This is a genomic window from Sphingopyxis sp. Soil_C_28, from assembly GCF_057657055.1.
In genome coordinates this window covers 583,318-605,552 of the sequence record NZ_JBDGJE010000001.1, presented here as the reverse complement: position 1 = coordinate 605,552, position 22,235 = coordinate 583,318, and the positions used below count along the sequence as shown (strand labels likewise).

The window sequence follows — 22,235 nt, the reverse complement described above, 5'->3', positions numbered from 1 at the left end:
ATTCCTTAAGGCCTCAAGCGGCTTCTTGCAGCTTGTCTTTCGACGCCGCGTTGCCCTGAGTTTCGTTCTCCAGCGCTTTGCGCTGCGGCGCCTCGATACGCCGGCCCGCACCGGACGGTCCGGCAATCGCGATCTTCCGCGGCTTCATCGCGTCGGGCACGACGCGTTGCAGATCGATGCTGAGCAGGCCGTGGTCGAAGCGCGCCTCGCCGACCTCGATATAGTCGGCGAGCTGGAAGCGCCGTTCGAACGCGCGGGCGGCGATACCGCGGTGGAGGTAACGGCCCGGGTCCTCATCCTCGGCGCGCTTGCCCGAAATGCTGAGCAGGTTCTGCTGTGCGACGATCTCGATGTCTTCGGGCCGGAACCCTGCGACGGCGAGCGTGATGCGGTAGCTGTCCTCGCCGTCCATCTCGATATCGAAGGGCGGATAGGGGTCGGGCGCGTCGGCTCGCATGCCCGTTTCGAGCAGGTCGAAAAGCCGGTCGAAGCCGACCGTCGAACGGCGATAGGGGGTAAAATCAAAAGCATTCCTCATTTCCAGATCCTCCTATTGAAGCGACATGGGCATGAGACGCGCCGGAAACGCAGAGCCGGCGCTCTCCATGTCCAGCCGGACCCGAATTGGCGTCCGGTGAAAAATAATTAGGTCAGCCAAAGTCGGGTTCAAGAGGTCCGGAAGCGGGCGGTCGCAAGTTTTTCGGCAGACAAACTGGTCGCCGCCATGGCGCTGGATACCTCGCATTATCCCCAGACTGCGTCCGGTATTGACAGCCAATGGCCGATTTATATCATCCTTTGGGAAGACTGGCGGTGCAACCCAGCTGGTCTGTGGGCTTCTCTTGCGTAGCCATGTGAGAGAAGAGGGAGGCCCCGCTTCATCGGCGGGGTCTTCCATTCAAAGTGCCGCCGCGATCGACGGATGTGTGCCTGTTTCTTCTCGACCAAAGGGTGGTATCGAAGACGGCAGGCTGCTCAAGGCGAACGGACGAGGGCACGGAACGCTGGCCGCTGCGACCGACGGGCGCTGGCCTAGCAGTTTGCAAAGCTCGCCCTGCCCGCACCGGGTGGAAACACCCGGCACGGATTTAGCGTCAGTTTATCGGCGTCAGCTTCGCGAGTTCAGCACGATGGGCTTCGACGACGGGCACGATCTCGCCCGCCGCCTTTTTTAGGCTCTCGGTGTCGCCGCCCGCGGCATAACCCTGATGCAGGGCCAGCGCCGCATCATGCGCCGTCTTCTGGTGCGCGATATAGGCGGCATCGATGCCCGCCGCATCGGCGGCCTTGATCTCGTCGAGCATCTTCTGCTGATCCCCATCGAGCTTGGGCGGCGCGACGGTCAGCTTGGCCTCGGTGGCTGCGGCCTTCACCTTCGCCGTCGACTGGCCATGATTGTCGATCATCCTCTGCGCGAATTTCTTCACCTCGGCGTTGGTCGACTTGGCCAGCAATGCCTTGGACGACTCGATTTCCCAGAGATCGCCGGCTCCCGCCTTGGCGATATAGCCTGCCGCATCGACCGGCGTGACGGCGACCTGAGGCGCGGCGTCGCTTTCGGGGACCGTCGTATCGGCGACGGCCGGTGTTTCGGTCGGGGCCGTTTCATCGGGCCCGCCGCACGCGGCCAGAATGAGAGCGAGGGATAAAATATATGGGCGTTTCATGCGAACCTCCATCCCGGAATGTCGCCCCCCCACCATCCAGCAACACCGCCTGCCGCCCGAAGTTCCGCCGACCCGACCTCGCTGCTTTTCCGACTTTTCCCTGGCGCCGGATGCCGATCCAACCCCGATGCGGCCGCGCGCCGCACATCGAAAAACGCGAGCACCGCCGTTGTTCGACCGGAGGAGACCCTATAGGTGGAGGGACCTAGCGAGGAGATGGATCGGATGGCGGTCAAGCGGATGGACAATATCGGTATCGTGGTCGAAGATCTCGATGCAACGGTCGATTTCTTTGTCGAGCTCGGCCTCGAACTGGAAGGGCGCGCGGCGATCGAAGGCGAATGGGCGGGCCGTGTCACCGGCCTCGGCGACCAGCATGTCGAGGTCGCCATGATGCGCACGCCCGACGGGAACAGCCGGCTCGAGCTTTCGCGTTTCGTCTGCCCGCCCGTCGTCGCCGATCACCGAAACGCGCCTGTTAACGCGCTCGGCTATCTCCGTGCCATGTTCGCGGTCGACGACATCGACGACACACTCGAGCGCCTCAGCGCGCATGGTGCCGAGCTCGTCGGCGAAGTCGTCGATTATCAGGACGTGTACCGGCTTTGTTACATCCGCCGGCCCGAGGGCCTTCTCGTCGGACTGGCGCAGGAGCTTGGCTGATCCCCCCTCGCCGTGCCTGTCCGTCATGCGACGGCCTGAGGTGCACGCCGAAGATTCCCTGCCGGCCGCCTCGCGGCGCGCACCTTGCGCGCGGAACTTCGCGCACCGAAACCGGTTTCTCGAATAGACGAGGGGGATGCGAAGGAGAGCGTCATGCCCCGAGGAAACAAGTCGAGTTACACCGACAAGCAGAAGCGCAAGGCCGAACATATCGAGGAAGGATATGAGGATCGCGGCGTGAGCAAGGATGAGGCCGAGCGCCGCGCCTGGGCAACGGTAAACAAGGAATCGGGAGGCGGCAACAAATCGGGATCGGGCCGCGGCACGCCGGACAATCATGCCTCAGCGCGCAAGGGCGGCCGCAAGAGCGGAACGGGTCAGAGCCAAACATCGCGGTCAGCCGCAGTGAAGAAGGGTTGGGAGTCCCGGCGCCGTCAGGCGAAGGGATAACGCGGTCCGGGCGCCAAAGATGCCGCCATCGCAGCGCGACGACCCCTCGCCTGTTCAATTGACGAATGACCTCGCGCCCGGATTCCTCCGGCCATCGCGGCTCGTTGTACGAGCCGGCGGCCTCGGCCGGCATCCTCCCTTTCTTCGCGGATTCTTCGCGTCGATCCGATCGCCATGCCGCGACTCGACTGGCGAGCGACGGTGCACGAAGCGGGAACCGAGGCAACTCGCTCGCTTCACCGCGCGCCAGGGAACTGCGGCGCACGCGGCACGTTCGCCCTGTTGGCAATTAGGGAGCAGGCATGATGAACAGACTTCGGCGGCTCGAAACATTCGCACGGGCCGGGTGGCTGGCAAGAGGGATCGTCTACTGCCTGCTCGCCTATATCGCGCTGACCAGCGCGGGGGCATCTGACGCAAGTCCGCAGGGTGTGTTTCGTTCAGTCCGCAACATGCCCGGCGGACCCTTGCTGCTTATCCTGCTCGCCATCGGCCTTGCGCTCTACGGGGCCTACCGCTTCTATGGTGCCGCGCTCGACAGCGAAGGCAAGGGACAGGAGGCGAAAGGGATAGCGATCCGCATCGGCTACGCCGCGAGCGGTCTAGCGCATTTCATTCTCGCTTGGGCGGCGCTTCGGCTAGTCACCGGCAAATCGGGCGGCGGCGAGCGCGAACAGGAAGCTGCCGGCATGTTGCTCGACATGCCGCTCGGCGAGACACTGCTCGGCGTTATCGGGCTCGGTTTCCTCGCCGGCGCTGCGCAGCAGACGGTCAAGGCATGGACCACCGAGTTCATGAAGGGCGTCGCACCCGAGGCGCCCGCCTGGGTCGTTCCGGTCGGTCGCGCCGGGCTCGCGGCACGCGCGGTCGTCTTTGCGATCATCGGCTATTCGCTGGTACGCGCAGGCTGGTTCGGGGCGGCCGGCGAGGTCAAGGGGCTCGGCGATGCCCTTTCTTCGCTCACGCAGAACAGCACGCTCTATATGCTCGTTGCCGCAGGGCTGTTCCTGTTCGGAATCCACAGCCTCGTCGAGGCCCGATGGCGCCGCATCCGCGATGAGGATGTCGTTGCCCGGCTCAGGGCCGCAGCGCGCTAAGTATAGCGCTGCACCGGGATACAGCGAGGCGAGGCGATTGTCCTCGCAGCCGGGAAAATCTTGGGCACCCATTCAAAAGTGCGTCCTTTTGGCGCTGCCGTACAATTATCGGCCGACGCACGAGGCTATCCGCGCCCTGCGACCCAAGAGAGCTCTTTCCTTTCAGGAAACTAGAGATCTTCATCTGGCGTCCGCCCGGTTCCGATCGGGCGGACGCCGTTTTTTTTCGGCGATGCCGATCTGATGCGAATGAACGCGCAACGCGACGAGGTTCGCGCTCGCCCGACCTCGATACGGAAAAGGGATTGCCGATCCCGGCTGAGGACGGGACTCAGTCCCGCGCCTCCTGCCAGTGCGGATAGGTGACGTAGGCGGTGACGGCCCCCTCGGCGTGAGAGCGGATGGTGACGGTCTCGCCTTTCGGCATATAGACGATTTCGCCGGGACCCGAGGTGATCGAGCCCGCGCCGCTCTCAACCGAAATTTTCCCTTCGAGGATCAGCATCACATCGTCGACAATCAGCGTTTCCTCCAGGCTTTGGTCCGGCCCGTACCGGCCATAGCCGATCGTGATGGGACCGCCGTCGCGCTGATCGATCACATTGCCGGCGAACACATCGCCGTCCTGTCCGGGCGAACGCTCGAATGCTGCGTCGGCGATCGCAAATTTTCGAACAATCATGTCAAACCTCCATCGGCGCCAGCGTCTTGCATGGCACCTTATGCGACGCATGGCGCTGCCGAATGTCCGCTCGATCCTTTCTGGCCGATCCTTTTTTCGCCGCAGACGCGGTCAAAGTGTCACATCCGCCGGACGACAGCTCATCCTTGCCGTCGCCATCGGGGTTCGGGCACTTATCAATCGATGCCGCCAAGACTTGAGTTCGTAAGGAACGAACATCACGGGGTCACAGCAATTGGGCGACAGCGGACATTTGGTTCAGCTCGCTTCGGTCTGCCCTTCTTCTAGCCCGCGGGTCTTGGGTCGCAGCGCCTTGTGGCGCGGCAGGAACGCCATCATCGGCATCCAGCTCGGCGCTTCGGCGGCATAGAGGTGAAAGCTCGGCGCGACCTCCTCGGGATCGTCGAGTGTGCCGGCGGCTATATCGATCTCGTCGGGCTGATGGCGGACATGGATCGTGAGCGGCGAGCCGCATTGCCGACAATAGGTTCGTGTTCCGAAATCGGTCGAAGCAAAACTGCCGACATGCTCCTCGCCCCGGATGACGCGATACCGGTCGAAATGCACCGTGGTGAACACCATCCCCCCCGACCCCGATACATGCTGGCAGACGCGGCAATGGCACCAACCCGTGTCATAGGGCGGCTCGCCCAGCCGATAGCGCACCGTGCCGCATGCGCACCCACCTTCAAGAGATGAAAAATTATTCCCAGCCTGCTTCCTGTCCGTTCGTGCCGTCATGCCATTCTGCCCTCGCTATGGGTGCAAAACCTCGTCTTCGCGACAGTCATTGAACCGACGCGACCGCGAATTCAAAAATTCACCGGACAACGCATCGTTCCCCTTGATCCTGAAACGCGTCCATAGAATACCGGCCCGATCGTCCCGCCAGGCCGGGTCTGGACTGCGCAGCCAGCATTGAACGCTTGGCGGGTCGAAGCGTTGTTGTTGCGATGAGCCTGCTCGATACATTTCTTGCGCAAGCGCAGCTGGAGTTGATCTTCGCTCGTCGGCTCATGGCCGACATCGAGCGTGGCGCGCTGGCGCCGACGTGGGGCATGACCCGCGAGCAGGCGATTGCGTTCCTCGGGGACGGCGTCGCCGAGAGGGCCGAGATGATCGAGCGGCTTGCTCCCTTGTCTTCTTCTGCCCCAAAGATTGGCGGGTCCGTTGCCCGAAGAACCGAAGCCGGAACGCCGAAACGCCGTACGAAGTCCGGGACATAGCCTGACGGCGGGGGATCGCGCTCGCCCCGCAGCCTTGTTCACGGTGTCCGCGGCGCTCTCACTCGCAAGCGGGCCGGGCGCGACCAAGCCGTTGCTGACCCGTTTGTCGGCCGAGATGCAGAGACGAAGAAGCGCGTGCGCCTCTAAGGCCGAAGTCGCCACCCGGTCGTCGACCGCGCACGTGCGCTTGCGCGCCATTGCTGCGCGATCATGATCTCTTGTAGATGTGCGCGATGTCGGAAGATTATGCTCATGGCCAGCGCGACGGTCTGCGACTTGCCCTCGCGGTGCTCGCGGCGGAAGAAGCCAAATGGTCGGCGTTGCTCGGCGAAAGCCGGTCGTGGCGAGCCAACCAGATTCGCGAAGTACGTCACAAGACGCTGCAGGTAGCGCAGAAACGCGTACAAACTGCTCTCAACCGCCTGACACCGAAGCGCAGCGGCGCGATGGACCCCGAACTGGCGTCCGCGCTCGCAAAGGTCGGCTTGTAAGCGCTTGCCTTAACGATGCCAGCCTATGCGCCCTGCGCCCTATGCGGGAGCTAATGCCGCGGTCGGACGTTTTGGTGGTTGGAGACAGGATATGGCCAACGGCTGGGCCCGCGACGGCGCGGTGCAGGATCAGATCGACGATACGGTGTCGGACGCGGTCAAAAGTGCCCGCGCGCGTCTGCCTGCCGGCGAGGGGGCAGACTATTGTGACGATTGCGGCGAGGATATCCCGAAGGGCCGGCGAAAGGCGCTTCCGGGTATCCGAACCTGCGTTGGCTGCCAGTCCAAGCGAGATGGTGCGATGCGGCCCGCGGGGTTCAACCGCCGCGGCAGCAAGGACAGCCAGCTTCGCTAACGACCGAGACCACAGCGGCCGTTGCGTCCGGAGACACGCGCCGCGCTGATCTTCATCCCTCTTCCCTTTGCGCCGGTTCACGCAGGCGTTGGCTCGCTACCCTTAAGGTCGGACACTGCCCTCGCAACCATTTTTGAGCAGCCGCATTTTCGGACCATTCGCTGAGTTTGACCATTGGACGGGAGGAAAAGGTGCGGACGATTGAAATCTGGCCCGACGAGATCGAAGGTGGCGATACCGAACGCGATGGTAAAAGCTACGCGACGATGCGGTTTATCGACCATGAAGCGGAAACGGCGATCGTGGTGTTTCTTCAGGCCGAGACCGAGCGCGGAATGATCGCGGATCTTTACGGCTGGGCACAAAGCCGGGGAATGACCGGTCGGTCGAACTGACGCAGGTGGGGCGTCGCCCCACCGCCTATCTGCCGGAGCCGCCCTCGACCGCGTCGGCTCGCTCGTCGGCCGCCTTACGCACGGCGTTCGCCTCCTGCTCCAGGCGTTGGGCTTCGATATCGGCCGCCGAGCGGATGCTGTCGCGCTCCTTCTCGATCGCTTCGGCTTCGGCCTCACGGGCATCCTCGGCCGCATCGGCCGCGCGGTCGCGGGCGCCGCCGATGCATTCATTGGGTCCATCGCCATCATAGGAATGGCCGGCCGCCGCGGCGGCCGCTTTGTCCTTTTCGGCGCCGGCTTATGCCTCGGGCCCCTGACAAGCGCCGAGGAGCAATACCGGAGTTATAGCCAGAATATAGATTCTCATCGCGCTCTCCCCCCCGTCGGCCACAAGCCGGCCGGCCATAATTCGCCCGCGCGTTCGCCACGCGCCGGACAGAAAAGGAACGAGTCGGTCGCTGCGAAGTTTCCCCAAGGATGGGAAACAATATGCACAATTCAAAAGAGGATGTTGTCGCCGTACCGAGCGTCGACCTCCAGCGTTATCTGGGCAGCTGGTTCGAGATATGCCGGCTCCCGCTCAAATGGGAAGATGCCGAGGCAAGCGACATCAGCGCGTCCTACAGCGAGACCGCGGACGGCCGCATCAGGGTCGAGAACCGATGCCTCGACAAGGATGGGAAGCCCGACCGCTCGATCGGCGTGGCGGTTCCGCAAGACGAAACAAATGCCAAGCTCAAGGTCAGCTTCCTCCCCGAATATCTTCGCTGGATCCCCTTCACGCAGGGGGATTATTGGGTACTTGCCATTGCCTCCGATTATTCGGTGGCGCTCGTAGGCACCCCCGACCGCGAACATCTCTGGCTGATCGCACGCAGTGCGGCGGTACCGACGGAGACGGTCGAGAATTATCTCGCGGTCGCCAAGTCGCAGGGTTTCGACCTCGACCGTCTGATCACGCCGCGCCAGTCGGGCCGGATGGTCCCCGATAGCGCTTTCGGCGAAACCTGACGCAAGCTGCCCGAACGCTGAAGCCAGGGTTTACCAAGAGATGCTGGATCGCGGATGCCGCAGTCATCCAGGATAGGGCGCGTCCCGTAAGAGGCGGGCCAAATGAGAAGCATTGGCCGCAACCATGTTCGCGGTTTCGGTTACCTTGCGCGGGCGATGCTCGAGGTCCTTGAAATCGACCGACCCCATCGCCTCGCCGACCCAATAGCAGGCAGCCACCGCGGGGATCGTCCATCCGACGTCGTTCAGCGACTGGAAAAGCTGCGACGACACATGATGCGCGCCGTCCTCGTTGCCGACAATCGCGGCGACGGCGACCTTCGAATAGCTGGGCATACGTCCCCGATCGTCGGTCTCGTCGAGGAAGGCATCCATCCGCTCGAGGACGAGCTTCGCCACACTGGAGGGCTGTCCCATCCAGATCGGGGTACCGAAGATCAGGATGTCCGCCGCCAGGATCTGCTCGCGGATAGCCGGCCAGTCATCCCCCGCTCCCTCGTCCGACGTGACGCCCCATTTTACATTGTGCGCGGCGATCCGGATCGGCTTGCCGCCAACGACGTCATGCGCCGCGAAATGCTCGGCGAGGACCGCAAGCATGGCGTCGGTCGAAGAAGCGCGCCCCTTCGCCGACAAGGAGCAATTGATGGCGGCGGCGGTCAGTCGAGCGGTCATCGATGTTCCCCTGTTAGTTCGAGGCGGTGAGAAGCGGCACGGCGGGTGCGGACCGGCGCGCGAACAGAACAAGCTGAACCGGGCCATGCCCGTTTGCCGAAGAGACGATTTCGAGCCGGTCAGCGGGGATACCGCGATCCACCAGAAAGGCAGCGAGCGCCTGACCCCGCTTATGGGCAAGAGAGTCATCGCCGACGTCGGGTTGCGGGGCGTCCGCCTGACCGACAAGGCGCAAGCGGGCGTCGGGCGTGGCGCGCAACAGGGTCGCGAGCGTCGCGCCTTCTCCAAGGCCGTCGCGGCTCAGGCGCGCCGTGCCGGGTAAGAAGGTTGCATCGCCAAAAACGAACGCCTCACCTTCGACGCTCGCGCCGGTCAGCCATTCGGCCATGGCGCGGTCCCGCGAGCCGCGCCGGGCGACCATCGTCGCGCCGTCGGGGAGCACCACAATATCGTCGCTGCCTCCGGGCCGCTCGACCGCGACTTCGGCTTCGCCGTTGCACGACTGAAGCGAGAGTGCGGCAGCGCCAGCCAGAAGGGCGGTGGAAAGGAGCAGGAGGAAACGCAGCATCAACGAGGATCCGATCTTGCAATGCCCCCCGCGTCACAATGATGAAACGCGCGTCTCGCCCGGCCGTTGCCGGGATCCTCGCAGGAACTTTCGTCTCAAAACGGCGTTGACGCATTATCCAGACAGGATGAATCGGCGGCCTCGCCCGCCGCATCGGCGCGCGTGCCGCGATGCGGGAGCGCGCGCCCGCAAAGGGAGAAAAAACATGTTCAGATGGGCAATTATTTTCGCGGTGGTCGCCTTGGTTGCGGCGCTTCTCGGCTTTGGCGGTATCGCCGGGCTGTCGGCCGATTTCGCCAAAATCCTCCTGGTCGTCGCGGTCGTTCTCGTCGTTCTCGGCTTCGTCTTCGGACGCGGCGGACGACGCACCCTGCCCTGAGGCCCCGGCCTTGGATCCGGGGTCGTGCGCCCACGCGTCGCGATCCCATATTGTGCCGGCGGTCTGCCATGGATCGCCGGCACCTCGTTTCTGAAAGGTCAGACTATGCGCACGCTGCTCCTCGTCGGCTGCTCGGCAGCACTTCTCGCCGCTTGCACCGACAAGAATGAAGCCGCCGAGGACAAGCTCGAAAAGGCGGCCGAGACCAGCGCAACCGTCGCCGGTCCGTTGCCCGCCGCGCTCGGCCTCAGCGAAGCGCAATTGCTCGACGCCGATCTTGTCGGCGCGGACGGGAAGGAACTCGGCGATGTCGCGCAGGTCGTGCGCGGCCCGGACGACAAGGTCGACCGCTTGCTCATTGAAATCGAGGACAGCAATCCCGATCGTTATGTCCATGTCCCAATCCTCGGGCTCAAGACGGTGGTCAAAGGCAATGACACCGATCTGGCGACCACGATGACGAAGGCCGAGGTCGCGGCGCTGCCCGAAGTGAAGCTGCCCGCCGCGTAAGGCGAAGCGGCGTCGAATAACCGCTCTCAATCGATCGGAGACGATATGCTGAAACATGGCCTCACGCTTGCTCTCGCGCTCACCGCCATGCCCGCGGGCGCGCAGACCCAAGCGCAAATGACGCGCACTGCGGAGCAAAGCTATAAATCCGCAGACGCGGCGATGACGCGCGAATGGAACGCGACCAACAGCTTCATGAAGAAGCGCGACAGTGCCGACCGCTCGCGGGGCGGCGGGTTCGGTTATGCGGCTGCCCTGCTCGCAAGCCAGCGAGCGTGGCTCAAGTATCGCGACAGCCAGTGCGCCATCGAAGGCGGCGAGTTCGCCGGCGGCTCCATGCAGGCGATGGCTCGCTTCGGCTGCCTGGCCGATCTTAGCCGCGAGCGCGGCAAGCGGCTCGCCGCGCTTCGTTGGCGAGGCTGAGCGCGCCTGACCCGACGAGCGCGGCCGCGGGAGATGCGGGGCAATACCCCGCGACGCCCGACGGCCGCTATTTTGTCGTCCGCGGGCGCCTGTGGCGATTATCGAACCCGGCCCTAGGTACTTCAGAACGCACCCATCTAGTCGAGCGGCTGATGACCGCGCGGCGCGCGATCGCCGCCGCCAAGGGTTCGGGCGACACGCTCGCAGCACGCGGCGCGCGCGCCGAAGTCGACCGGACGAAGCGCGCGCTCGGCGAGCGCGGACCGGCATGGTGGGACGATGGCGCGCCCGATTATAACCGGCATATGGCGCGCAATACCCCTTATGCCGAATGGTTCGCCGCGCTGGGTTCGCACGTCTCGGTCCGCAACCCAGAATGAGGGGCGCGCATCCCCAGCACGCCCAAGACGGAGACATGGTCGCGGTCGTTAGTCCGGCCAATGCGCGGGTTTGCGACTATCTGCATCGTGCAAGGCCGAAGGGCCACGCTCTCCGATGACCAGCTTTCTCCGTTGCCCGCCGCACTTGCAGAGCGCGCGCTCACCCTTATGAGATGGACGCAGCGCGGCACATCGCACGCCTCGGGGGAACCGGTAATTATGGCAACGAAGATATTCGGATCGCTTGGCCGCGACACGCGCGCGAACCGGTTGATCCTGTTGTTTCTCGGCGTCGGCTTCACTTCGCTGCTCGTGGCCGCGGTTGCGGTTTTCTGGATCCAGCGCGACAACGAGGCAAGCGCGGCTCTCGTGTCGCATACGCTCGCGGTCGAGGCTCGTCTCGGCACATTCGCGAGTTCTAACGAGCGGCTCGAAACGGCGCGGCGTGGCCTGCTTCTCACCGGCAATCCCGCATTCCAGCGCATTATGAACGACGCCGAGACCAATGCTCGCCGGCACCTCGCCGATCTCTCTACGCTCACTCGCGACAATGAACGCCAACAGCAGCGTATCGCGCGCTTGCAGTCTCTTCTCGATGCGTATCATGCCTATCACAAGCGTTCGATCGGCCTTGCCGGCGACGCACGGCGCGCGATGCTCGACGGTTTCATGAATAACACGGGCGTCGGCTATGTTCGCGAGACACGCCAGATCGTCGATACGATGGTTGCCGACGAACTCGAGCTGCTGCACGCCCGCGAAGCCCGCCAGAAGCAGACCCAGTTCCTGTTCACGGCGACGCTCGCGGGGACGGGCCTCCTCATCCTTATCGTGGCTGCCGCCACGCTCCTTCTCATCCGGCGCAATCTCGAGGCGCTCCGCGCTTCGCAAGAGGAACTGGCGAACCTCAATCTGGGACTGGAACAGCTCGTCGATGCGCGGACCGCCGAACTGACCCGCGCCAACAACGAGATTCAGCGTTTCGCCTATATCGTCTCTCATGACCTGCGCTCGCCGCTCGTCAACGTGATGGGCTTCACCGCCGAGCTCGAAGCCGCGCGCAAGGCGATCGCGGGCTATGCCGAAAAGAGCGATCGCGACGGCTGGGCGGCCCCCGACAAGGACACGCGTCTCGCGATCGAAGAGGATCTGCCCGAGGCGATCGGTTTCATCCGCAGTTCGACGCAGAAGATGGACCGATTGATCAACGCGATCCTCCAGCTCTCGCGGCAGGGGCGCCGCAACCTCGCCCCCGAGGCGCTCGACCTCACTGCCATCGCGCATGGCATCAGCGACAGCCTCCATCACCGGGTCGAGGAGACCGGCACGAGTCTCACGATCGAGCCGTTGCCCGGGGTCGTCAACGACCGCGTCGGGGTCGAGCAGATCCTCTCGAATCTCGTCGAGAATGCGCTCAAATATCTGAAACCCGGCGTGCCCGGCATCATCTCCGTCACGGGAAGCAAGGAATATGGCCGTGTCGTCGTCGAAGTCGCAGACAATGGCCGCGGCATCGACCCGCGCGACCACGAGCGGATATTCGACCTGTTCCGCCGCTCGGGCACCCAGGATCAGCCTGGCGAGGGCATCGGGCTTGCGCATGCCAGGGCGCTCGCTTATCGCCTCGGCGGATTCATTGAAGTAAAATCGGCGCTCGGCGAAGGATCGGTTTTCCGCCTGATCTTGCCGAGCGAATGGCGAGGTGAAAATAAAGATGAGTGATCATCGGGCAGTCAATATCGTCATGATCGAGGATGACGAAGGTCATGCCCGGCTCATCGAGAAGAATATCCGCCGCGCGGGTATTTCGAACAAAATTCATCATTTCACCGATGGCGGCAGCGCGCTGGCCTTCCTCTACGATGCCGAGGACGGTCCCGTGCGCAACGGCCCGGCGCTGATCCTGCTGGACCTCAACCTGCCTGACATGAGCGGCATCGATATTCTTGCGAAGATCAAGGCCGATGACAGCGCATTGCGGCGCACGCCGGTCGTGGTGCTGACGACGACCGACGACAAGATCGAGATCCAGCGCTGCTATGATCTGGGGTGCAACGTCTATATCACCAAACCGGTGAATTATGAGAGCTTCGCCGACGCGATCCGCCAGCTCGGCCTGTTCCTCTCGGTGATCCAGGTTCCGGACCCGGACCCCGTCTGACAATGGCGGCGACGCGCATTCTCTACATCGACGATGACGACGGGATCAGGCGCCTCGTCTCGCGTGCGCTCACCCGAATGGGCTATGAGGTGAGCCTTGCCGCCAGCGGTGCCGAAGGCGTTGCGATGGTCGAGGCCGAGGCCTTCGACCTGTGCGCCGTCGACCATTATATGCCGGGCATGGACGGGCTCGCGACGCTCGAGGCGCTCCGCGCCCGGCCCGCCTGCCCACCGATCGTCTATGTGACCGGGTCCGAAGAGAGCCGGATCGCAGTTGCAGCGCTGAAATCGGGCGCCGATGATTATGTCGTCAAATCGGTCGGCGAGGATTTCTTCAACCTGCTGGCGTCGAGCTTCGAGCAGGTTCTCGAACGCGCGCAGCTCCGCCGCGACCGCGAGCGCGCCGAGGCGGACCTCAGGATCAGCAACGCGCGGCTCGAGGCGCTGCTCAAGGAAGTCAATCACCGCGTCGCGAACAACCTCCAGATGGTGATGTCATTCATCGCGCTCCAGGCGCGGACGCTTACCGACGCCAATGCGCGCGACGCACTTCAGCAGACGCAGCAGCGGATTTCGACGATCGCCCATGTGAACCGCCGCCTCTATACGAGCGACGATGTCGAATATGTTGCGATGGACGAATATCTCGAAGGTCTTGCCGACGATCTCGCCGCCACCTGGTCGACCGAAGCCTGCGCGCGGAAGGTCCATGCGATCGTCGCGCCGCTGAAACTCGCCACCGACAAGGCGGTCGCGCTCGGCATGATCGTCAACGAGTGGGTCAGCAACGCCTGCAAATATGCCTATGATGGCGGCCCCGGCGAAGTCCGCATCCTGCTCTCGGCGAACGATGGCCACCTCGAACTTGTGGTCGAGGATGACGGAAACGGGTGGCCCGAGGGCGGCGCGGCGCGCGGAACCGGGTTGGGCACAAAACTGATCGCCGCGCTCGCGAGGCCGCACCGTGCCGAGATACGCTATGGGCAGACGCACGCCGATTGCGCCCGTCCCGGCACGCGCGCGATCGCGACCTTACCGCTCAAGACGGGCGATACGAACGCGGCCTGAGCACGCTTCCTACCGTTTCTTCTCAGGACCAAGGCGATGCTTGGACCCCGGCGGCTATGAAGCTGCGAAGCATGATCGCCATTGCGCATGATCGCAGGCTAAAAAAATGGCCCGCCGGGGCGGGCCATAAAAAGGGGGGGATGACGGGCTAAATCAGTCTTCGGTCCCGGGCTCCGATGTCTTCGGCGCCTTGCCGTCTTCGATCCGGCCTTCATTGCGCAGATCGCGGCCTTCCTGAGCCTTGCGCTTCGCCTCGGGCGACTTGCCATGCTCATAGGCTTCTTCCTTGAGATAGCCTGCTGCTTCTTTCGCTTTGCCTTCGATGCTCATCAGAACCTCCACTTTGCGGATGCTTGATAAACGCCTCGATCGAACGGAAGTTTCACGACGGGAGCAGGCGAACGCGGCGCTGCTTCCGCTCACCGCAACGAGCGACTGGCTGATCGAGCTGGCAAAACCGGATTGATTGCTGCGGCGAGTAAATGCGGGTCGCAAACGCATTCCCCTCCCCGCAGCGCCCTTTGTCTATGCGGGCGGCAACGGCGTCGCAAGGCGCAAATTGCGGCAACCGCCGCCGTCCAACTGCCTGAATCAACGCCATCGCGTCTTCGCGCCCACGACCGCCGCGAAGGCCAATCGCACGGCGCGGTGCGCCGATCAGGCGTTCGGCCCGAACCGCCGTCGCGCGGGGTCGCGGCGGAAACGACAGCGATCCTTGATCCGCTCATTGAAAAAGCCGCCAGCCGACGGTGCGCGGCAGAAGGCGTCGAACAGCGACGAAGGCTCACCGTCATAGACATATTTCCCGGTGTCGCGGAACGATATGAACAGGGTGCTCGCCCTATCGTCATAGACGATGCGATCGATCGTCGAACTCTGGCTGAACCGGTGCGCGCGCATGCGAGCACAGCGCATGGAGCGCGGCAGCGTTCCGCGCGGCGGCCGGAACCTTCGGGACTCTGATATATGACTGAAGAGTCGAGCACCGACCTGCTTCGTGCGTTGGCAGAGCATCGCCGTCAAAGCTCGTACAGTCGCGCAAGCGCACGCCGGCCGCCGATTGTGAAAAATTCGGCCTCACCGTCTCGCCGCGGAAGACCGAGAATTATCTTCGCGATAGCGCGACCAGCATCTGGACATTCTTGGCAGAGACGACGCCCGCAGCGAAGCCATCCTGGAAGAAAACCCTCGTCGCGAACGGTACCGAAGCCGGAGATGAGTGCAATTGCGACAGCCAGCTGCCGCGGTGCGTGCCACCTTATTTCTGGTCGGCCATCACATGCCCCTCCTGCTCGCGCAGCCAGTTGTGGAGGCGCGTCGCCGCCATCGCGCCCTGTCCGATGGCGACGCTGATCTGGTCGAGACCCGCGACGACGTCGCCAGCCGCGTAGACGCCGGGAAACAGTCCGTCCGAATATGCGTTGAAGGGTAGGCAGCCGTTCGGATCGGTCAACGGCCCCAGCATCGCCGCCAGCTCGCTGCGCGGAGCCGATCCGAACGCGGGGTAAAGAATGTCGAACCGTCGCGGCAGGGTTTCGCCTTCAAGCGTGACGAGCATGGCCTCTCCCGTGGCGTCAAGGCGCAATACCCGCCCTTCGAGCACATCGACCTTTCTCGCTTCGAGTTCGGCGCGCTGCGCATCGGTCAGCGCGACCTGCCAATTGGGGATGAGCGTCACGTCGTTCGAATATTGCCGCAGGAACATTGCCTCGGCGGCGCCGTGGAGGTCGGAGCCCAGAACCGCGATCCGCTCGCGGCTGTGCTCGTAGCCGTCGCAGATCGGGCAATAGCGGAGCACGCCATCACGCACCGCCGTCTGGTGCTCGCCGCTGTCGAGCTTCGCCAGATTGGTGTCGACGCCGGTCGCCAGGATCAGCCCGCGCGCGTCAACGGTCGTGCCACTGTCGAGGCGTGCACGAAAGCCCTCGTCATTTTCTCTCCGCGCGATTTCGACGACCCTGCCCTTGGCAATCTCGGCGCCGTAGCGCTCCGCATGTTCGCTCATGCGCGCGATGAGATCGCTGCCGAATATCCCGTCGGGAAATCCCGGGACGTTGCGCGAGCGCGGGACCCAGAGCGCGCGCGAGCTGCCGTCATGCACGATCCGAACGCGGCGCCGGTAACGCGCGAGGTACATGCCCGCGGTCAGGCCCGCAGGACCGGCCCCCACTATCAGCACGTCGAGCGCGGGCGGCTCGCCGCAAAAAGGCGGTTCGGACTTCACGCCGACGGCGCCTGCGAAGCGAGCTCAAACGCGTCGCCGATCGCCGCCGCCGCGGCGGTGTTGTCGAAAATGCACCAGGGCGCCTCGATTCCTCGATGTTCGCGCTCGATCAGCGCCGCATAAGTGCTGACCCGCCCCCTGCCATAGGGCGAGCGATACATCACCGGCGACCCGTGAAGTCGCCAATAGGCCAGCCCGCGCCAACCGCCCGGCAATCCGGCCCCAGCGACCCTGGCGGGATCGGTGGCGACGCGCGCGACTTCGTACTCCGCGAGCATGCGCTCGGCATCCGGCTCGAACCAGCTTTCGTGGCGCGGCTCGCAGGCGATATGCGCCGGCGTCGCTGCTGCAAGTTCGCTGAAAAATGCCTCGGTCGTACCGGCGTGATAACTCAGCTTAGGTGGCAACTGGACAAGCAGGACGCCGAGCTTTTGACCCAAGCCGGCCGTTTCTTCGATCAGGCGGGCAATCAGGTCACCGCAATCGCGAAGTCCGCGTTCATGCGTGATCGTGCGCGGCACTTTGACCGCGAAGCGAAAAGCTTCGGGCACGATCGACGCCCACCGCGTCCAGGTCGCCGGGCGATGCGAGCGGTAGAAAGAGGAGTTTATCTCGACGCACGAGAAGCGTTTCGCATAGCGTTCGAGCGCAAACCCCGTTTCCGGAAACCGGTCGGCATATTGCGACGCAATGCTCCAGCCTGCCGTTCCGATCCGCCATATCATGGCTGGAGAACGCCCACACCCGCAACTGGATGCACCGCGGCTGCGATTTGGCGATCGCGGCCATCCGCCCCCGCCAGCCACGCAACCAGAGCCGCGGTGCTGGCGTTTGCAGATGCAATGAATGGCCTGCACAGTCATGACGCCGCGTTGGCCTTCGCCACTTTGGGTCGTTGCCATGGCCGAAGCGTCGGCAATGTCGTGCGCGACGCTGCCTCGCGGGGTTTATTTGGGTCCGGGAAAAGTATGAGACTTTGAAATGCCGTCCTGCCCGGCAAGAAATAGCCAGCCGCGGCTAGTGCGCTTTTGGCGCGAAAATGGCGGGAACTGATTTAAAGCGTCCCGAGCGAACTCGCGCAAGAGCGACGCGCATTCCCGCGGGTGGTCTTCGAGCAGAGATGCGCCGCATCGTGGACGATTTTCGACGGCGCAGCGGTGAACGGTTGGCCGCATTAGCCGCCCTTTCGAAAGCTTTTGTTAACCTGACGAGCGCAGTTTCGGGGTGGGGGGCACACAAAGCGGCATTGGCCGCGCGAATGGAGAGTTCGCGGTGCTCGAATTCAAGACGAGGCCTGCATCGGTCGCCGGACCGCTGGTCCCGCTTACAATGAACGATCTGCCATCGTCCTGCACGACCTATTGGGTCTCGCGCCGCAAAGCGGAGGTCCTGGCCGCGATAGATGGCGGGATGTTGGCGCTCGAAGACGCCTGTGTAAGATATCAGCTTAGCCCCGAAGAACTTGCGGCTTGGCGGCAGTCGATCGATCGCGCTGGTATTCCCGGTCTTCGCGTTACGAAGATGCGAGAATATCGCGGTCGATACACCGGATAACTGAAGGTGCCGTGCGTCCCCCCACATGAACGCATGGCGCCAATGAGGACGGCGCGAGCAGACTGGTCCCTCTCGCGCCGTCCTTTCATTTCACCGGCTCTACTGTTGCGGTCAATCGCCCATCGAGGAAACGACCAGCTGAAGCGCCCCCTATATGGACTCCCCGCTAGCAACGCGCTCGACCAGATGTCTCAGCAAATAATCTTCTAGTCTGCCGCGATCGGCGAATGCTGATGCGAGGCCAGCAGCCAGGCCGAAGATCGACGCACATAGGCTGATCCGATGAACGCGGAATAGGCAATACCGTCCGCCCGGGTGACATCGGCCCGGTAGCTGATGATCGCCGCGTCCTCGGCCAACTTCAAAAGATGCCGGTCGCTCATCTCAAGGTTCCGCCAACGATTTGCGCCGGTCGCGGTCGACGCCACTTTCTCGCGCGAGAACACACCGTGCATTTCTCCTGACTGCGGAAAGGCGAGCAGGCACTGCTCGTCGAGGTGAGCCAGGAAGTAGTCTTTCCCCTCGAGCCAGAAACCGCGCTCGATTTCGAAGAGCTTTTCTTCAAGCGACATGGCCAATCCTTTCGCAATGCAGAGGTTGATTGACCCATAACGCGCAGGGAAAATGTGTGGTTTCATCCCAAAGAAGTTTGGCGCACTACGGCCGGGCGGCTTCGGAGCGAGAACCGGGCAGACCGGCATTGCCCCTCTGCTGGAACGTTCGCGTTAAGGTCGGGCCGGTTCCATCGAGCGGCAGTGTTCGGCGACCTATTTCGATCTATGCCGTCCCGGCCCTCCGTCCCGTGCTGCGGGTGCGTCCACGCAGAGATTGATTGCGGTGGGACTGGTCTGAGTTCGAAATACCGACTGGAGGGCTTTTCGCACCGACCGGCTGGACGCACAGGCCAGCCCGTTCCGGGTCCTGAGCAGCTAGATCCGAGGCTATGGCACCGAAACTATCCGCATAATCATCCGTTGGCATGGTCGATTGGAGAAGGTCGATGTATATTGTCATGGGCGCCACCGGGCACGTCGGATCCGCAGTGGCGGAAACACTCTTGGCGCTGGGCGAGCCGGTCGGGATCATTACGCACGATCCTGAGCACGCCGATAGCTGGCGTGACACGAAGGCCGAGATCATTGAAGCTGATGTGAACGATGTGCCATCGCTGCGTGCGGCCTTCCTCCTCGGACGGCGCGCCTTCTTGCTCAATCCGCCCGCCGATATAAAGACGGATACGGACAGGGTGGAGCGGAGCACGATCGCTAATATCCTCGACGCGCTCTCCGATTCCGGACTCGATAAAATCGTCGCGGAATCTACCGCCGGGGCGCAGCCGGGCGACCGTATCGGCGATCTCAATGTTTTGTGGGAGTTCGAAGAAGGCCTGCGCACCCAACCCATCCCTGCCGCGATCAACCGCGCGCCCTACTATTTCAGCAATTGGGACGAGCAGCTTGATTCGATACGCGAAACTGGAAAGCTGCAGACGATGTACCCTGCCGACCTCGCTCTTCCGATGGCCGCGCCGCGTGACCTGGGCAAAGCGGCCGCGGACCGGCTGCTCTCGCCTGCCGCTGACGCCGGAGTCCGCTATGTAGAAGGCCCGGATCGCTATTCTTCCAACGATGTGGCGCAGGCTTTCGCCGAGGCTCTCGGCCGTCCGGTCGAGGTCGTCGTAACGCCGCGTGAACAGTGGGAGGCGGCCTATCGCAAGCTCGGCTTTTCTGAGCCTGCTGCCAATTCTTACGCCCGGATGACCGAGGTCAGCCTAGACGGCGGGTTCGATTACGACGGGAGAGCCATCCGGGGAGCAACGACGCTCGACGAGTATGTTCGGCAACTGGTGGCGCGATCATAGGGTCTCGTCGCGACTGCGTAGCACTAGTCGATCCAGAGGCCTCGCGCCCGGTGCCACTCCTCCAGCGCGTCCTCGGGATATTCTTCGAAGCACTGGTCGTCCGGGCCGATCTCGGGGTCGACCCAGGACGCCTTCGACGCGAGCATCATGTGCACGCTCGACGGAGTTTTGGGAAGGTCGCTATCAATCGCGGAGGCGAAAGGATGACACAGGTCAGGATATTCCGGGCTGAACACCCACAGCGCGCTGGCACATTTAGCGCAGAAGTGGCGTTCTGCCGTGCTGAGTTCGCAACCGCCCCTCCCGTCGTCCAGCTCGGCATGAAAAACCACAGTCTGGCCTTCCACTCTCAGCGTTCGCTTGTCGGCGTGGAGATTGATCGCGTATCCGCCCCCGCCGGCGGTCTTCCTGCATATCGAGCAATAGCAGCGCATGAATGGTACGGGCGCGTGGCTGTCGGCGGAGAAACGGACCTCTCCGCAGCGGCACGACCCTTCAAGCTTCAAAGTCATACTGCGATCCTTTCAAATTCAGAAACATGCGAACCGGACTGCAGTTGCCTCTCGTCATCGCCTAGACTGACCGCTGTAGCTGGCCAGTATCGGACATCCCCAGAGCGCCGGAATGACTGAGGTCGGTCGAGAAGCTTCGCAGCGCAACGACCAATTTCATGCGAAATCAGAGATGTGTTCAGCCTCGTGTGGCCAGTTTTGTGACGAAACCCATCGTTTGTTAACGTGAATCACCATCGTCTAGAGTTAATAGTTAATTACACGAATGCAAGCCAAGTGATTGTTGTTAAACAATATATTTCTACAAGTTAGGGACTCTTAATCAGCGGGTCCTAGGTTCGAGCCCTAGTGCGTCCACCATTTTTTCAATGACTTAGTTGACAGTAAGATATTGCGATCCAGCTCGGGGTCCCATTGGGGTATCAGAGCAATTTGCCTGCCTTCGGGTCAATTATCTCGGGATAAACGTCTGTGACCATGTAGTCTCGACGTGTTCGTCGCCAATGTGGCCCAGTGATTTTCATGACCACGCCGCGGCGCAGTGCTTCGTTCTTTTCAAGCTCGTCAAACACTCGCCACTTGGGCGCAACGGTGGTTTGCCGATCCATATCGTTCTTGATGATGAAGGTTCTCGCATCCCCGTTGATCTCAACAACAACACCCGTGAGCGACTTTTGCTGGATACCCTCAAGCCGCCCAGCTTGGATTAGCCGGTCTCCAGCAGCTTGGTCGATGGTGATGACCTGCGACCTCTTTGTCCCATGATAGGAGATTTCTAGGCGTTCAAGATCGTTGTCGGACGAAGGGACGAGGTTGGCAATTTGATCTAAAATCACGCTGTGAAGGCGCGCCTGCTCGATCTCCAACTCTCCTTGGTCCGCTAATGCCAGCGTTTCAGATATAGATCTCCAGAGGTCACCACCAAGCTCCACAGCTTCTTCACGCAAAAGCTCCGGTTCAAGGTGCTTGGTATTTTTGAACTCGCGCAGCCCTTCTGAGTCGAAATCAAAGCCCTTTATCGAAACCAAAAGGCTAGCAAACCTCGGCTGGCCAATGATGACGTCGAAGAAGCGGTTGTTCCGCCCCTTCTGCAGTGGCTTCGGCAACAACGTATGGCGAACCAACGATGAAATGTTGTCGACTAGTTCCTTGAACACGGAAAGCGGCATCGATTCCTCTGTCATCGATTGCCCCACGAACTTGAACGACAACAAGGACTCCGCCTGTTCGATCGAATCGGGAACGACACCGAACGCAGCCGACAACCCCATGCCCCTCGGCGGCAGAAATGGCTCTATACTAGTATAATCATGCGCCTGATAACGCTGCACCACGTAATCATGATCCGCATTTACCAGCCACGCATTGCGATAGCTAAGAGCGCCCCGCACGGAGATACGCCCTTCACGCAGCGCAGCCAGGTCCGCATCGTCAACAGCGGCAGCCACGAATATCTCTGCGTCTTCGGTTTCGTCGTGCTTGAAAAAAAGAAAGCTGGATAGGCCAACTCGCGCTGTAAAAATCGTCGGCCCATCTACTTCATACAACACGTCACAAGGCGTCACTGGCCCGCCTTGCCAGTTCGCTTGCACTGCTCGGTTTGGATCCCACGTCATAGCTGCACAAGCTCTAGCCGGGAAAGCAGATCGACACCATCGTAAGGCCAAAAGGTATGATGTGGCGCGGTGCCAGTTTGCGCCAATCGGCCATCAGGTTGGGCAACGGTGAATTTATGTATGTGCTTTCTCGGCAACCATTTCTCATGGAGCCTCATCGCGTGGTGAACGTCGTCAGTGGAAACCCACACTGACAAACCCCAGCTATTGCAACGCTCCGGGTTCGCCTTCTTGAACTTTCGAGGAAGCTTTGAATGCGCGTGTGAAG

At 62.5% G+C, this 22,235-nt stretch carries 30 protein-coding genes; 17 read left to right on the top strand and 13 right to left on the bottom strand.

The genetic code is table 11. The annotated features are described in order from the left end of the window. Positions 1-13 precede the first annotated feature (13 nt). The gene (locus tag AC3A43_RS02775) at positions 14-538 is read right to left on the bottom strand and encodes an Hsp20 family protein (protein WP_487791011.1); all 525 of its coding nucleotides are present in this window, start codon (positions 536-538) and stop codon (positions 14-16) included. Positions 539-1,094: 556 nt separating this feature from the next. Next, complete coding sequence (locus AC3A43_RS02770) at positions 1,095-1,667, bottom strand: DUF4142 domain-containing protein (protein WP_487791010.1); 573 nt, start codon at positions 1,665-1,667, stop codon at positions 1,095-1,097. Between the two features lie 225 nt (positions 1,668-1,892). Here AC3A43_RS02770 and AC3A43_RS02765 point away from each other — a divergent pair, with 225 nt between their 5' ends. From AC3A43_RS02765 to AC3A43_RS02755, 3 genes are all read left to right on the top strand, one after another. Continuing rightward, entirely contained in the window at positions 1,893-2,330 is a 438-nt protein-coding gene (locus AC3A43_RS02765; RefSeq protein WP_487791009.1) for a VOC family protein, read from the top strand. 153 nt (positions 2,331-2,483) lie between these two features. Further along, entirely contained in the window at positions 2,484-2,780 is a 297-nt protein-coding gene (locus AC3A43_RS02760) for a plasmid stabilization protein (protein ID WP_487791008.1), read from the top strand. Between the two features lie 302 nt (positions 2,781-3,082). Next, on the top strand, positions 3,083-3,877 hold the full coding sequence (locus tag AC3A43_RS02755) for a DUF1206 domain-containing protein (protein WP_487791007.1): 795 nt from the start codon (positions 3,083-3,085) through the stop codon (positions 3,875-3,877). Positions 3,878-4,208: 331 nt separating this feature from the next. Here the strand turns inward: AC3A43_RS02755 and AC3A43_RS02750 are convergent, their stop codons facing one another. Continuing rightward, complete coding sequence (locus AC3A43_RS02750; RefSeq protein ID WP_487791006.1) at positions 4,209-4,559, bottom strand: hypothetical protein; 351 nt, start codon at positions 4,557-4,559, stop codon at positions 4,209-4,211. Between the two features lie 258 nt (positions 4,560-4,817). After that, the gene (locus AC3A43_RS02745) at positions 4,818-5,300 is read right to left on the bottom strand and encodes a GFA family protein (RefSeq protein WP_487791005.1); all 483 of its coding nucleotides are present in this window, start codon (positions 5,298-5,300) and stop codon (positions 4,818-4,820) included. A gap of 212 nt (positions 5,301-5,512) precedes the next feature. On the opposite strand from AC3A43_RS02745, the gene AC3A43_RS02740 reads away from it, so the two are divergent. The 5 genes from AC3A43_RS02740 to AC3A43_RS02720 all read left to right on the top strand — a co-directional run bounded on the left by AC3A43_RS02740 (position 5,513) and on the right by AC3A43_RS02720 (position 8,037). Beyond that, a complete protein-coding gene (locus AC3A43_RS02740) occupies positions 5,513-5,785 on the top strand; it encodes a hypothetical protein (RefSeq protein WP_487791004.1) in 273 nt (90 codons plus the stop codon). A gap of 233 nt (positions 5,786-6,018) precedes the next feature. Then, positions 6,019-6,276, top strand: a complete 258-nt coding sequence (locus AC3A43_RS02735; RefSeq protein WP_487791003.1) for a hypothetical protein — start codon at positions 6,019-6,021, stop codon at positions 6,274-6,276. A gap of 91 nt (positions 6,277-6,367) precedes the next feature. After that, complete coding sequence (locus AC3A43_RS02730) at positions 6,368-6,631, top strand: DksA/TraR family C4-type zinc finger protein (protein WP_487791002.1); 264 nt, start codon at positions 6,368-6,370, stop codon at positions 6,629-6,631. A 191-nt stretch (positions 6,632-6,822) separates the two neighbouring features. Then, on the top strand, positions 6,823-7,026 hold the full coding sequence (locus AC3A43_RS02725; RefSeq protein ID WP_487791001.1) for a hypothetical protein: 204 nt from the start codon (positions 6,823-6,825) through the stop codon (positions 7,024-7,026). 489 nt (positions 7,027-7,515) lie between these two features. Beyond that, on the top strand, positions 7,516-8,037 hold the full coding sequence (locus tag AC3A43_RS02720) for a lipocalin family protein (protein ID WP_487791000.1): 522 nt from the start codon (positions 7,516-7,518) through the stop codon (positions 8,035-8,037). A 63-nt stretch (positions 8,038-8,100) separates the two neighbouring features. Here the strand turns inward: AC3A43_RS02720 and AC3A43_RS02715 are convergent, their stop codons facing one another. Beyond that, a complete protein-coding gene (locus AC3A43_RS02715) occupies positions 8,101-8,712 on the bottom strand; it encodes a flavodoxin family protein (protein WP_487790999.1) in 612 nt (203 codons plus the stop codon). A gap of 13 nt (positions 8,713-8,725) precedes the next feature. Next, entirely contained in the window at positions 8,726-9,280 is a 555-nt protein-coding gene (locus AC3A43_RS02710) for an OmpA family protein (protein WP_487790998.1), read from the bottom strand. A gap of 205 nt (positions 9,281-9,485) precedes the next feature. Here AC3A43_RS02710 and AC3A43_RS02705 point away from each other — a divergent pair, with 205 nt between their 5' ends. From AC3A43_RS02705 to AC3A43_RS02675, 7 genes are all read left to right on the top strand, one after another. Then, complete coding sequence (locus tag AC3A43_RS02705; protein WP_082521450.1) at positions 9,486-9,659, top strand: DUF1328 family protein; 174 nt, start codon at positions 9,486-9,488, stop codon at positions 9,657-9,659. A 105-nt stretch (positions 9,660-9,764) separates the two neighbouring features. Further along, a complete protein-coding gene (locus AC3A43_RS02700; protein ID WP_487790997.1) occupies positions 9,765-10,169 on the top strand; it encodes a PRC-barrel domain containing protein in 405 nt (134 codons plus the stop codon). A 45-nt stretch (positions 10,170-10,214) separates the two neighbouring features. After that, entirely contained in the window at positions 10,215-10,592 is a 378-nt protein-coding gene (locus tag AC3A43_RS02695) for a lysozyme inhibitor LprI family protein (protein ID WP_487790996.1), read from the top strand. Between the two features lie 152 nt (positions 10,593-10,744). Beyond that, on the top strand, positions 10,745-10,972 hold the full coding sequence (locus AC3A43_RS02690) for a hypothetical protein (RefSeq protein WP_487790995.1): 228 nt from the start codon (positions 10,745-10,747) through the stop codon (positions 10,970-10,972). A 219-nt stretch (positions 10,973-11,191) separates the two neighbouring features. Continuing rightward, positions 11,192-12,694, top strand: a complete 1,503-nt coding sequence (locus AC3A43_RS02685) for a sensor histidine kinase (RefSeq protein WP_487790994.1) — start codon at positions 11,192-11,194, stop codon at positions 12,692-12,694. After that, positions 12,687-13,133, top strand: coding sequence for a response regulator (locus tag AC3A43_RS02680; RefSeq protein ID WP_487790993.1), 447 nt, complete (start codon positions 12,687-12,689; stop codon positions 13,131-13,133). The genes AC3A43_RS02685 and AC3A43_RS02680 overlap by 8 nt, the downstream gene beginning before the upstream one ends. A gap of 2 nt (positions 13,134-13,135) precedes the next feature. Beyond that, the gene (locus AC3A43_RS02675; RefSeq protein ID WP_487790992.1) at positions 13,136-14,200 is read left to right on the top strand and encodes a sensor histidine kinase; all 1,065 of its coding nucleotides are present in this window, start codon (positions 13,136-13,138) and stop codon (positions 14,198-14,200) included. A gap of 153 nt (positions 14,201-14,353) precedes the next feature. Here AC3A43_RS02675 and AC3A43_RS02670 read toward each other — a convergent pair whose 3' ends face one another. The 4 genes from AC3A43_RS02670 to AC3A43_RS02655 form a co-directional block, all read right to left on the bottom strand. Next, positions 14,354-14,701 (bottom strand): hypothetical protein, encoded by a 348-nt coding sequence (locus tag AC3A43_RS02670; protein ID WP_487790991.1) that lies wholly within the window; start codon positions 14,699-14,701, stop codon positions 14,354-14,356. A 156-nt stretch (positions 14,702-14,857) separates the two neighbouring features. Then, positions 14,858-15,100, bottom strand: a complete 243-nt coding sequence (locus AC3A43_RS02665) for a KTSC domain-containing protein (RefSeq protein WP_487790990.1) — start codon at positions 15,098-15,100, stop codon at positions 14,858-14,860. Between the two features lie 358 nt (positions 15,101-15,458). Then, positions 15,459-16,424 carry an NAD(P)/FAD-dependent oxidoreductase gene (locus AC3A43_RS02660; RefSeq protein WP_487790989.1) on the bottom strand — a complete coding sequence of 322 codons (966 nt, stop codon included), beginning with the start codon at positions 16,422-16,424 and terminating at the stop codon, positions 15,459-15,461. Next, positions 16,421-17,149 (bottom strand): DUF72 domain-containing protein, encoded by a 729-nt coding sequence (locus AC3A43_RS02655; protein WP_487790988.1) that lies wholly within the window; start codon positions 17,147-17,149, stop codon positions 16,421-16,423. Before AC3A43_RS02655 ends, AC3A43_RS02660 begins: the two co-directional genes overlap by 4 nt. 547 nt (positions 17,150-17,696) lie before the next feature. On the opposite strand from AC3A43_RS02655, the gene sciP reads away from it, so the two are divergent. Next, positions 17,697-17,978, top strand: coding sequence for a CtrA inhibitor SciP (sciP, locus tag AC3A43_RS02650; protein ID WP_487790987.1), 282 nt, complete (start codon positions 17,697-17,699; stop codon positions 17,976-17,978). A gap of 206 nt (positions 17,979-18,184) precedes the next feature. Here sciP and AC3A43_RS02645 read toward each other — a convergent pair whose 3' ends face one another. Continuing rightward, positions 18,185-18,550, bottom strand: coding sequence for a hypothetical protein (locus AC3A43_RS02645; RefSeq protein ID WP_487790986.1), 366 nt, complete (start codon positions 18,548-18,550; stop codon positions 18,185-18,187). A 428-nt stretch (positions 18,551-18,978) separates the two neighbouring features. On the opposite strand from AC3A43_RS02645, the gene AC3A43_RS02640 reads away from it, so the two are divergent. Continuing rightward, positions 18,979-19,839: an NmrA family NAD(P)-binding protein gene (locus AC3A43_RS02640; protein ID WP_487790985.1), complete on the top strand. Its 861-nt coding sequence runs from the start codon at positions 18,979-18,981 to the stop codon at positions 19,837-19,839. 23 nt (positions 19,840-19,862) lie between these two features. Here the strand turns inward: AC3A43_RS02640 and AC3A43_RS02635 are convergent, their stop codons facing one another. Beyond that, a complete protein-coding gene (locus tag AC3A43_RS02635) occupies positions 19,863-20,351 on the bottom strand; it encodes a GFA family protein (RefSeq protein ID WP_487790984.1) in 489 nt (162 codons plus the stop codon). Between the two features lie 422 nt (positions 20,352-20,773). After that, positions 20,774-21,916, bottom strand: a complete 1,143-nt coding sequence (locus tag AC3A43_RS02630; RefSeq protein WP_487790983.1) for a hypothetical protein — start codon at positions 21,914-21,916, stop codon at positions 20,774-20,776. Positions 21,917-22,235 lie beyond the last annotated feature (319 nt).

Bases quoted from the DNA above. Each gene is read 5' to 3' on its own strand.
- AC3A43_RS02775 (WP_487791011.1), bottom strand. From the start codon at position 538: ATGAGGAATGCTTTTGATTTTACCCCCTATCGCCGTTCGACGGTCGGC.
- AC3A43_RS02770 (WP_487791010.1), bottom strand. From the start codon at position 1,667: ATGAAACGCCCATATATTTTATCCCTCGCTCTCATTCTGGCCGCGTGC.
- AC3A43_RS02765 (WP_487791009.1), top strand. From the start codon at position 1,893: ATGGCGGTCAAGCGGATGGACAATATCGGTATCGTGGTCGAAGATCTC.
- AC3A43_RS02760 (WP_487791008.1), top strand. From the start codon at position 2,484: ATGCCCCGAGGAAACAAGTCGAGTTACACCGACAAGCAGAAGCGCAAG.
- AC3A43_RS02755 (WP_487791007.1), top strand. From the start codon at position 3,083: ATGATGAACAGACTTCGGCGGCTCGAAACATTCGCACGGGCCGGGTGG.
- AC3A43_RS02750 (WP_487791006.1), bottom strand. From the start codon at position 4,559: ATGATTGTTCGAAAATTTGCGATCGCCGACGCAGCATTCGAGCGTTCG.
- AC3A43_RS02745 (WP_487791005.1), bottom strand. From the start codon at position 5,300: ATGACGGCACGAACGGACAGGAAGCAGGCTGGGAATAATTTTTCATCT.
- AC3A43_RS02740 (WP_487791004.1), top strand. From the start codon at position 5,513: ATGAGCCTGCTCGATACATTTCTTGCGCAAGCGCAGCTGGAGTTGATC.
- AC3A43_RS02735 (WP_487791003.1), top strand. From the start codon at position 6,019: ATGTCGGAAGATTATGCTCATGGCCAGCGCGACGGTCTGCGACTTGCC.
- AC3A43_RS02730 (WP_487791002.1), top strand. From the start codon at position 6,368: ATGGCCAACGGCTGGGCCCGCGACGGCGCGGTGCAGGATCAGATCGAC.
- AC3A43_RS02720 (WP_487791000.1), top strand. From the start codon at position 7,516: ATGCACAATTCAAAAGAGGATGTTGTCGCCGTACCGAGCGTCGACCTC.
- AC3A43_RS02715 (WP_487790999.1), bottom strand. From the start codon at position 8,712: ATGACCGCTCGACTGACCGCCGCCGCCATCAATTGCTCCTTGTCGGCG.
- AC3A43_RS02710 (WP_487790998.1), bottom strand. From the start codon at position 9,280: ATGCTGCGTTTCCTCCTGCTCCTTTCCACCGCCCTTCTGGCTGGCGCT.
- AC3A43_RS02705 (WP_082521450.1), top strand. From the start codon at position 9,486: ATGTTCAGATGGGCAATTATTTTCGCGGTGGTCGCCTTGGTTGCGGCG.
- AC3A43_RS02700 (WP_487790997.1), top strand. From the start codon at position 9,765: ATGCGCACGCTGCTCCTCGTCGGCTGCTCGGCAGCACTTCTCGCCGCT.
- AC3A43_RS02695 (WP_487790996.1), top strand. From the start codon at position 10,215: ATGCTGAAACATGGCCTCACGCTTGCTCTCGCGCTCACCGCCATGCCC.
- AC3A43_RS02690 (WP_487790995.1), top strand. From the start codon at position 10,745: ATGACCGCGCGGCGCGCGATCGCCGCCGCCAAGGGTTCGGGCGACACG.
- AC3A43_RS02685 (WP_487790994.1), top strand. From the start codon at position 11,192: ATGGCAACGAAGATATTCGGATCGCTTGGCCGCGACACGCGCGCGAAC.
- AC3A43_RS02680 (WP_487790993.1), top strand. From the start codon at position 12,687: ATGAGTGATCATCGGGCAGTCAATATCGTCATGATCGAGGATGACGAA.
- AC3A43_RS02675 (WP_487790992.1), top strand. From the start codon at position 13,136: ATGGCGGCGACGCGCATTCTCTACATCGACGATGACGACGGGATCAGG.
- AC3A43_RS02670 (WP_487790991.1), bottom strand. From the start codon at position 14,701: ATGCGTTTGCGACCCGCATTTACTCGCCGCAGCAATCAATCCGGTTTT.
- AC3A43_RS02665 (WP_487790990.1), bottom strand. From the start codon at position 15,100: ATGCGCGCGCACCGGTTCAGCCAGAGTTCGACGATCGATCGCATCGTC.
- AC3A43_RS02655 (WP_487790988.1), bottom strand. From the start codon at position 17,149: ATGATATGGCGGATCGGAACGGCAGGCTGGAGCATTGCGTCGCAATAT.
- AC3A43_RS02645 (WP_487790986.1), bottom strand. From the start codon at position 18,550: ATGTCGCTTGAAGAAAAGCTCTTCGAAATCGAGCGCGGTTTCTGGCTC.
- AC3A43_RS02640 (WP_487790985.1), top strand. From the start codon at position 18,979: ATGTATATTGTCATGGGCGCCACCGGGCACGTCGGATCCGCAGTGGCG.
- AC3A43_RS02635 (WP_487790984.1), bottom strand. From the start codon at position 20,351: ATGACTTTGAAGCTTGAAGGGTCGTGCCGCTGCGGAGAGGTCCGTTTC.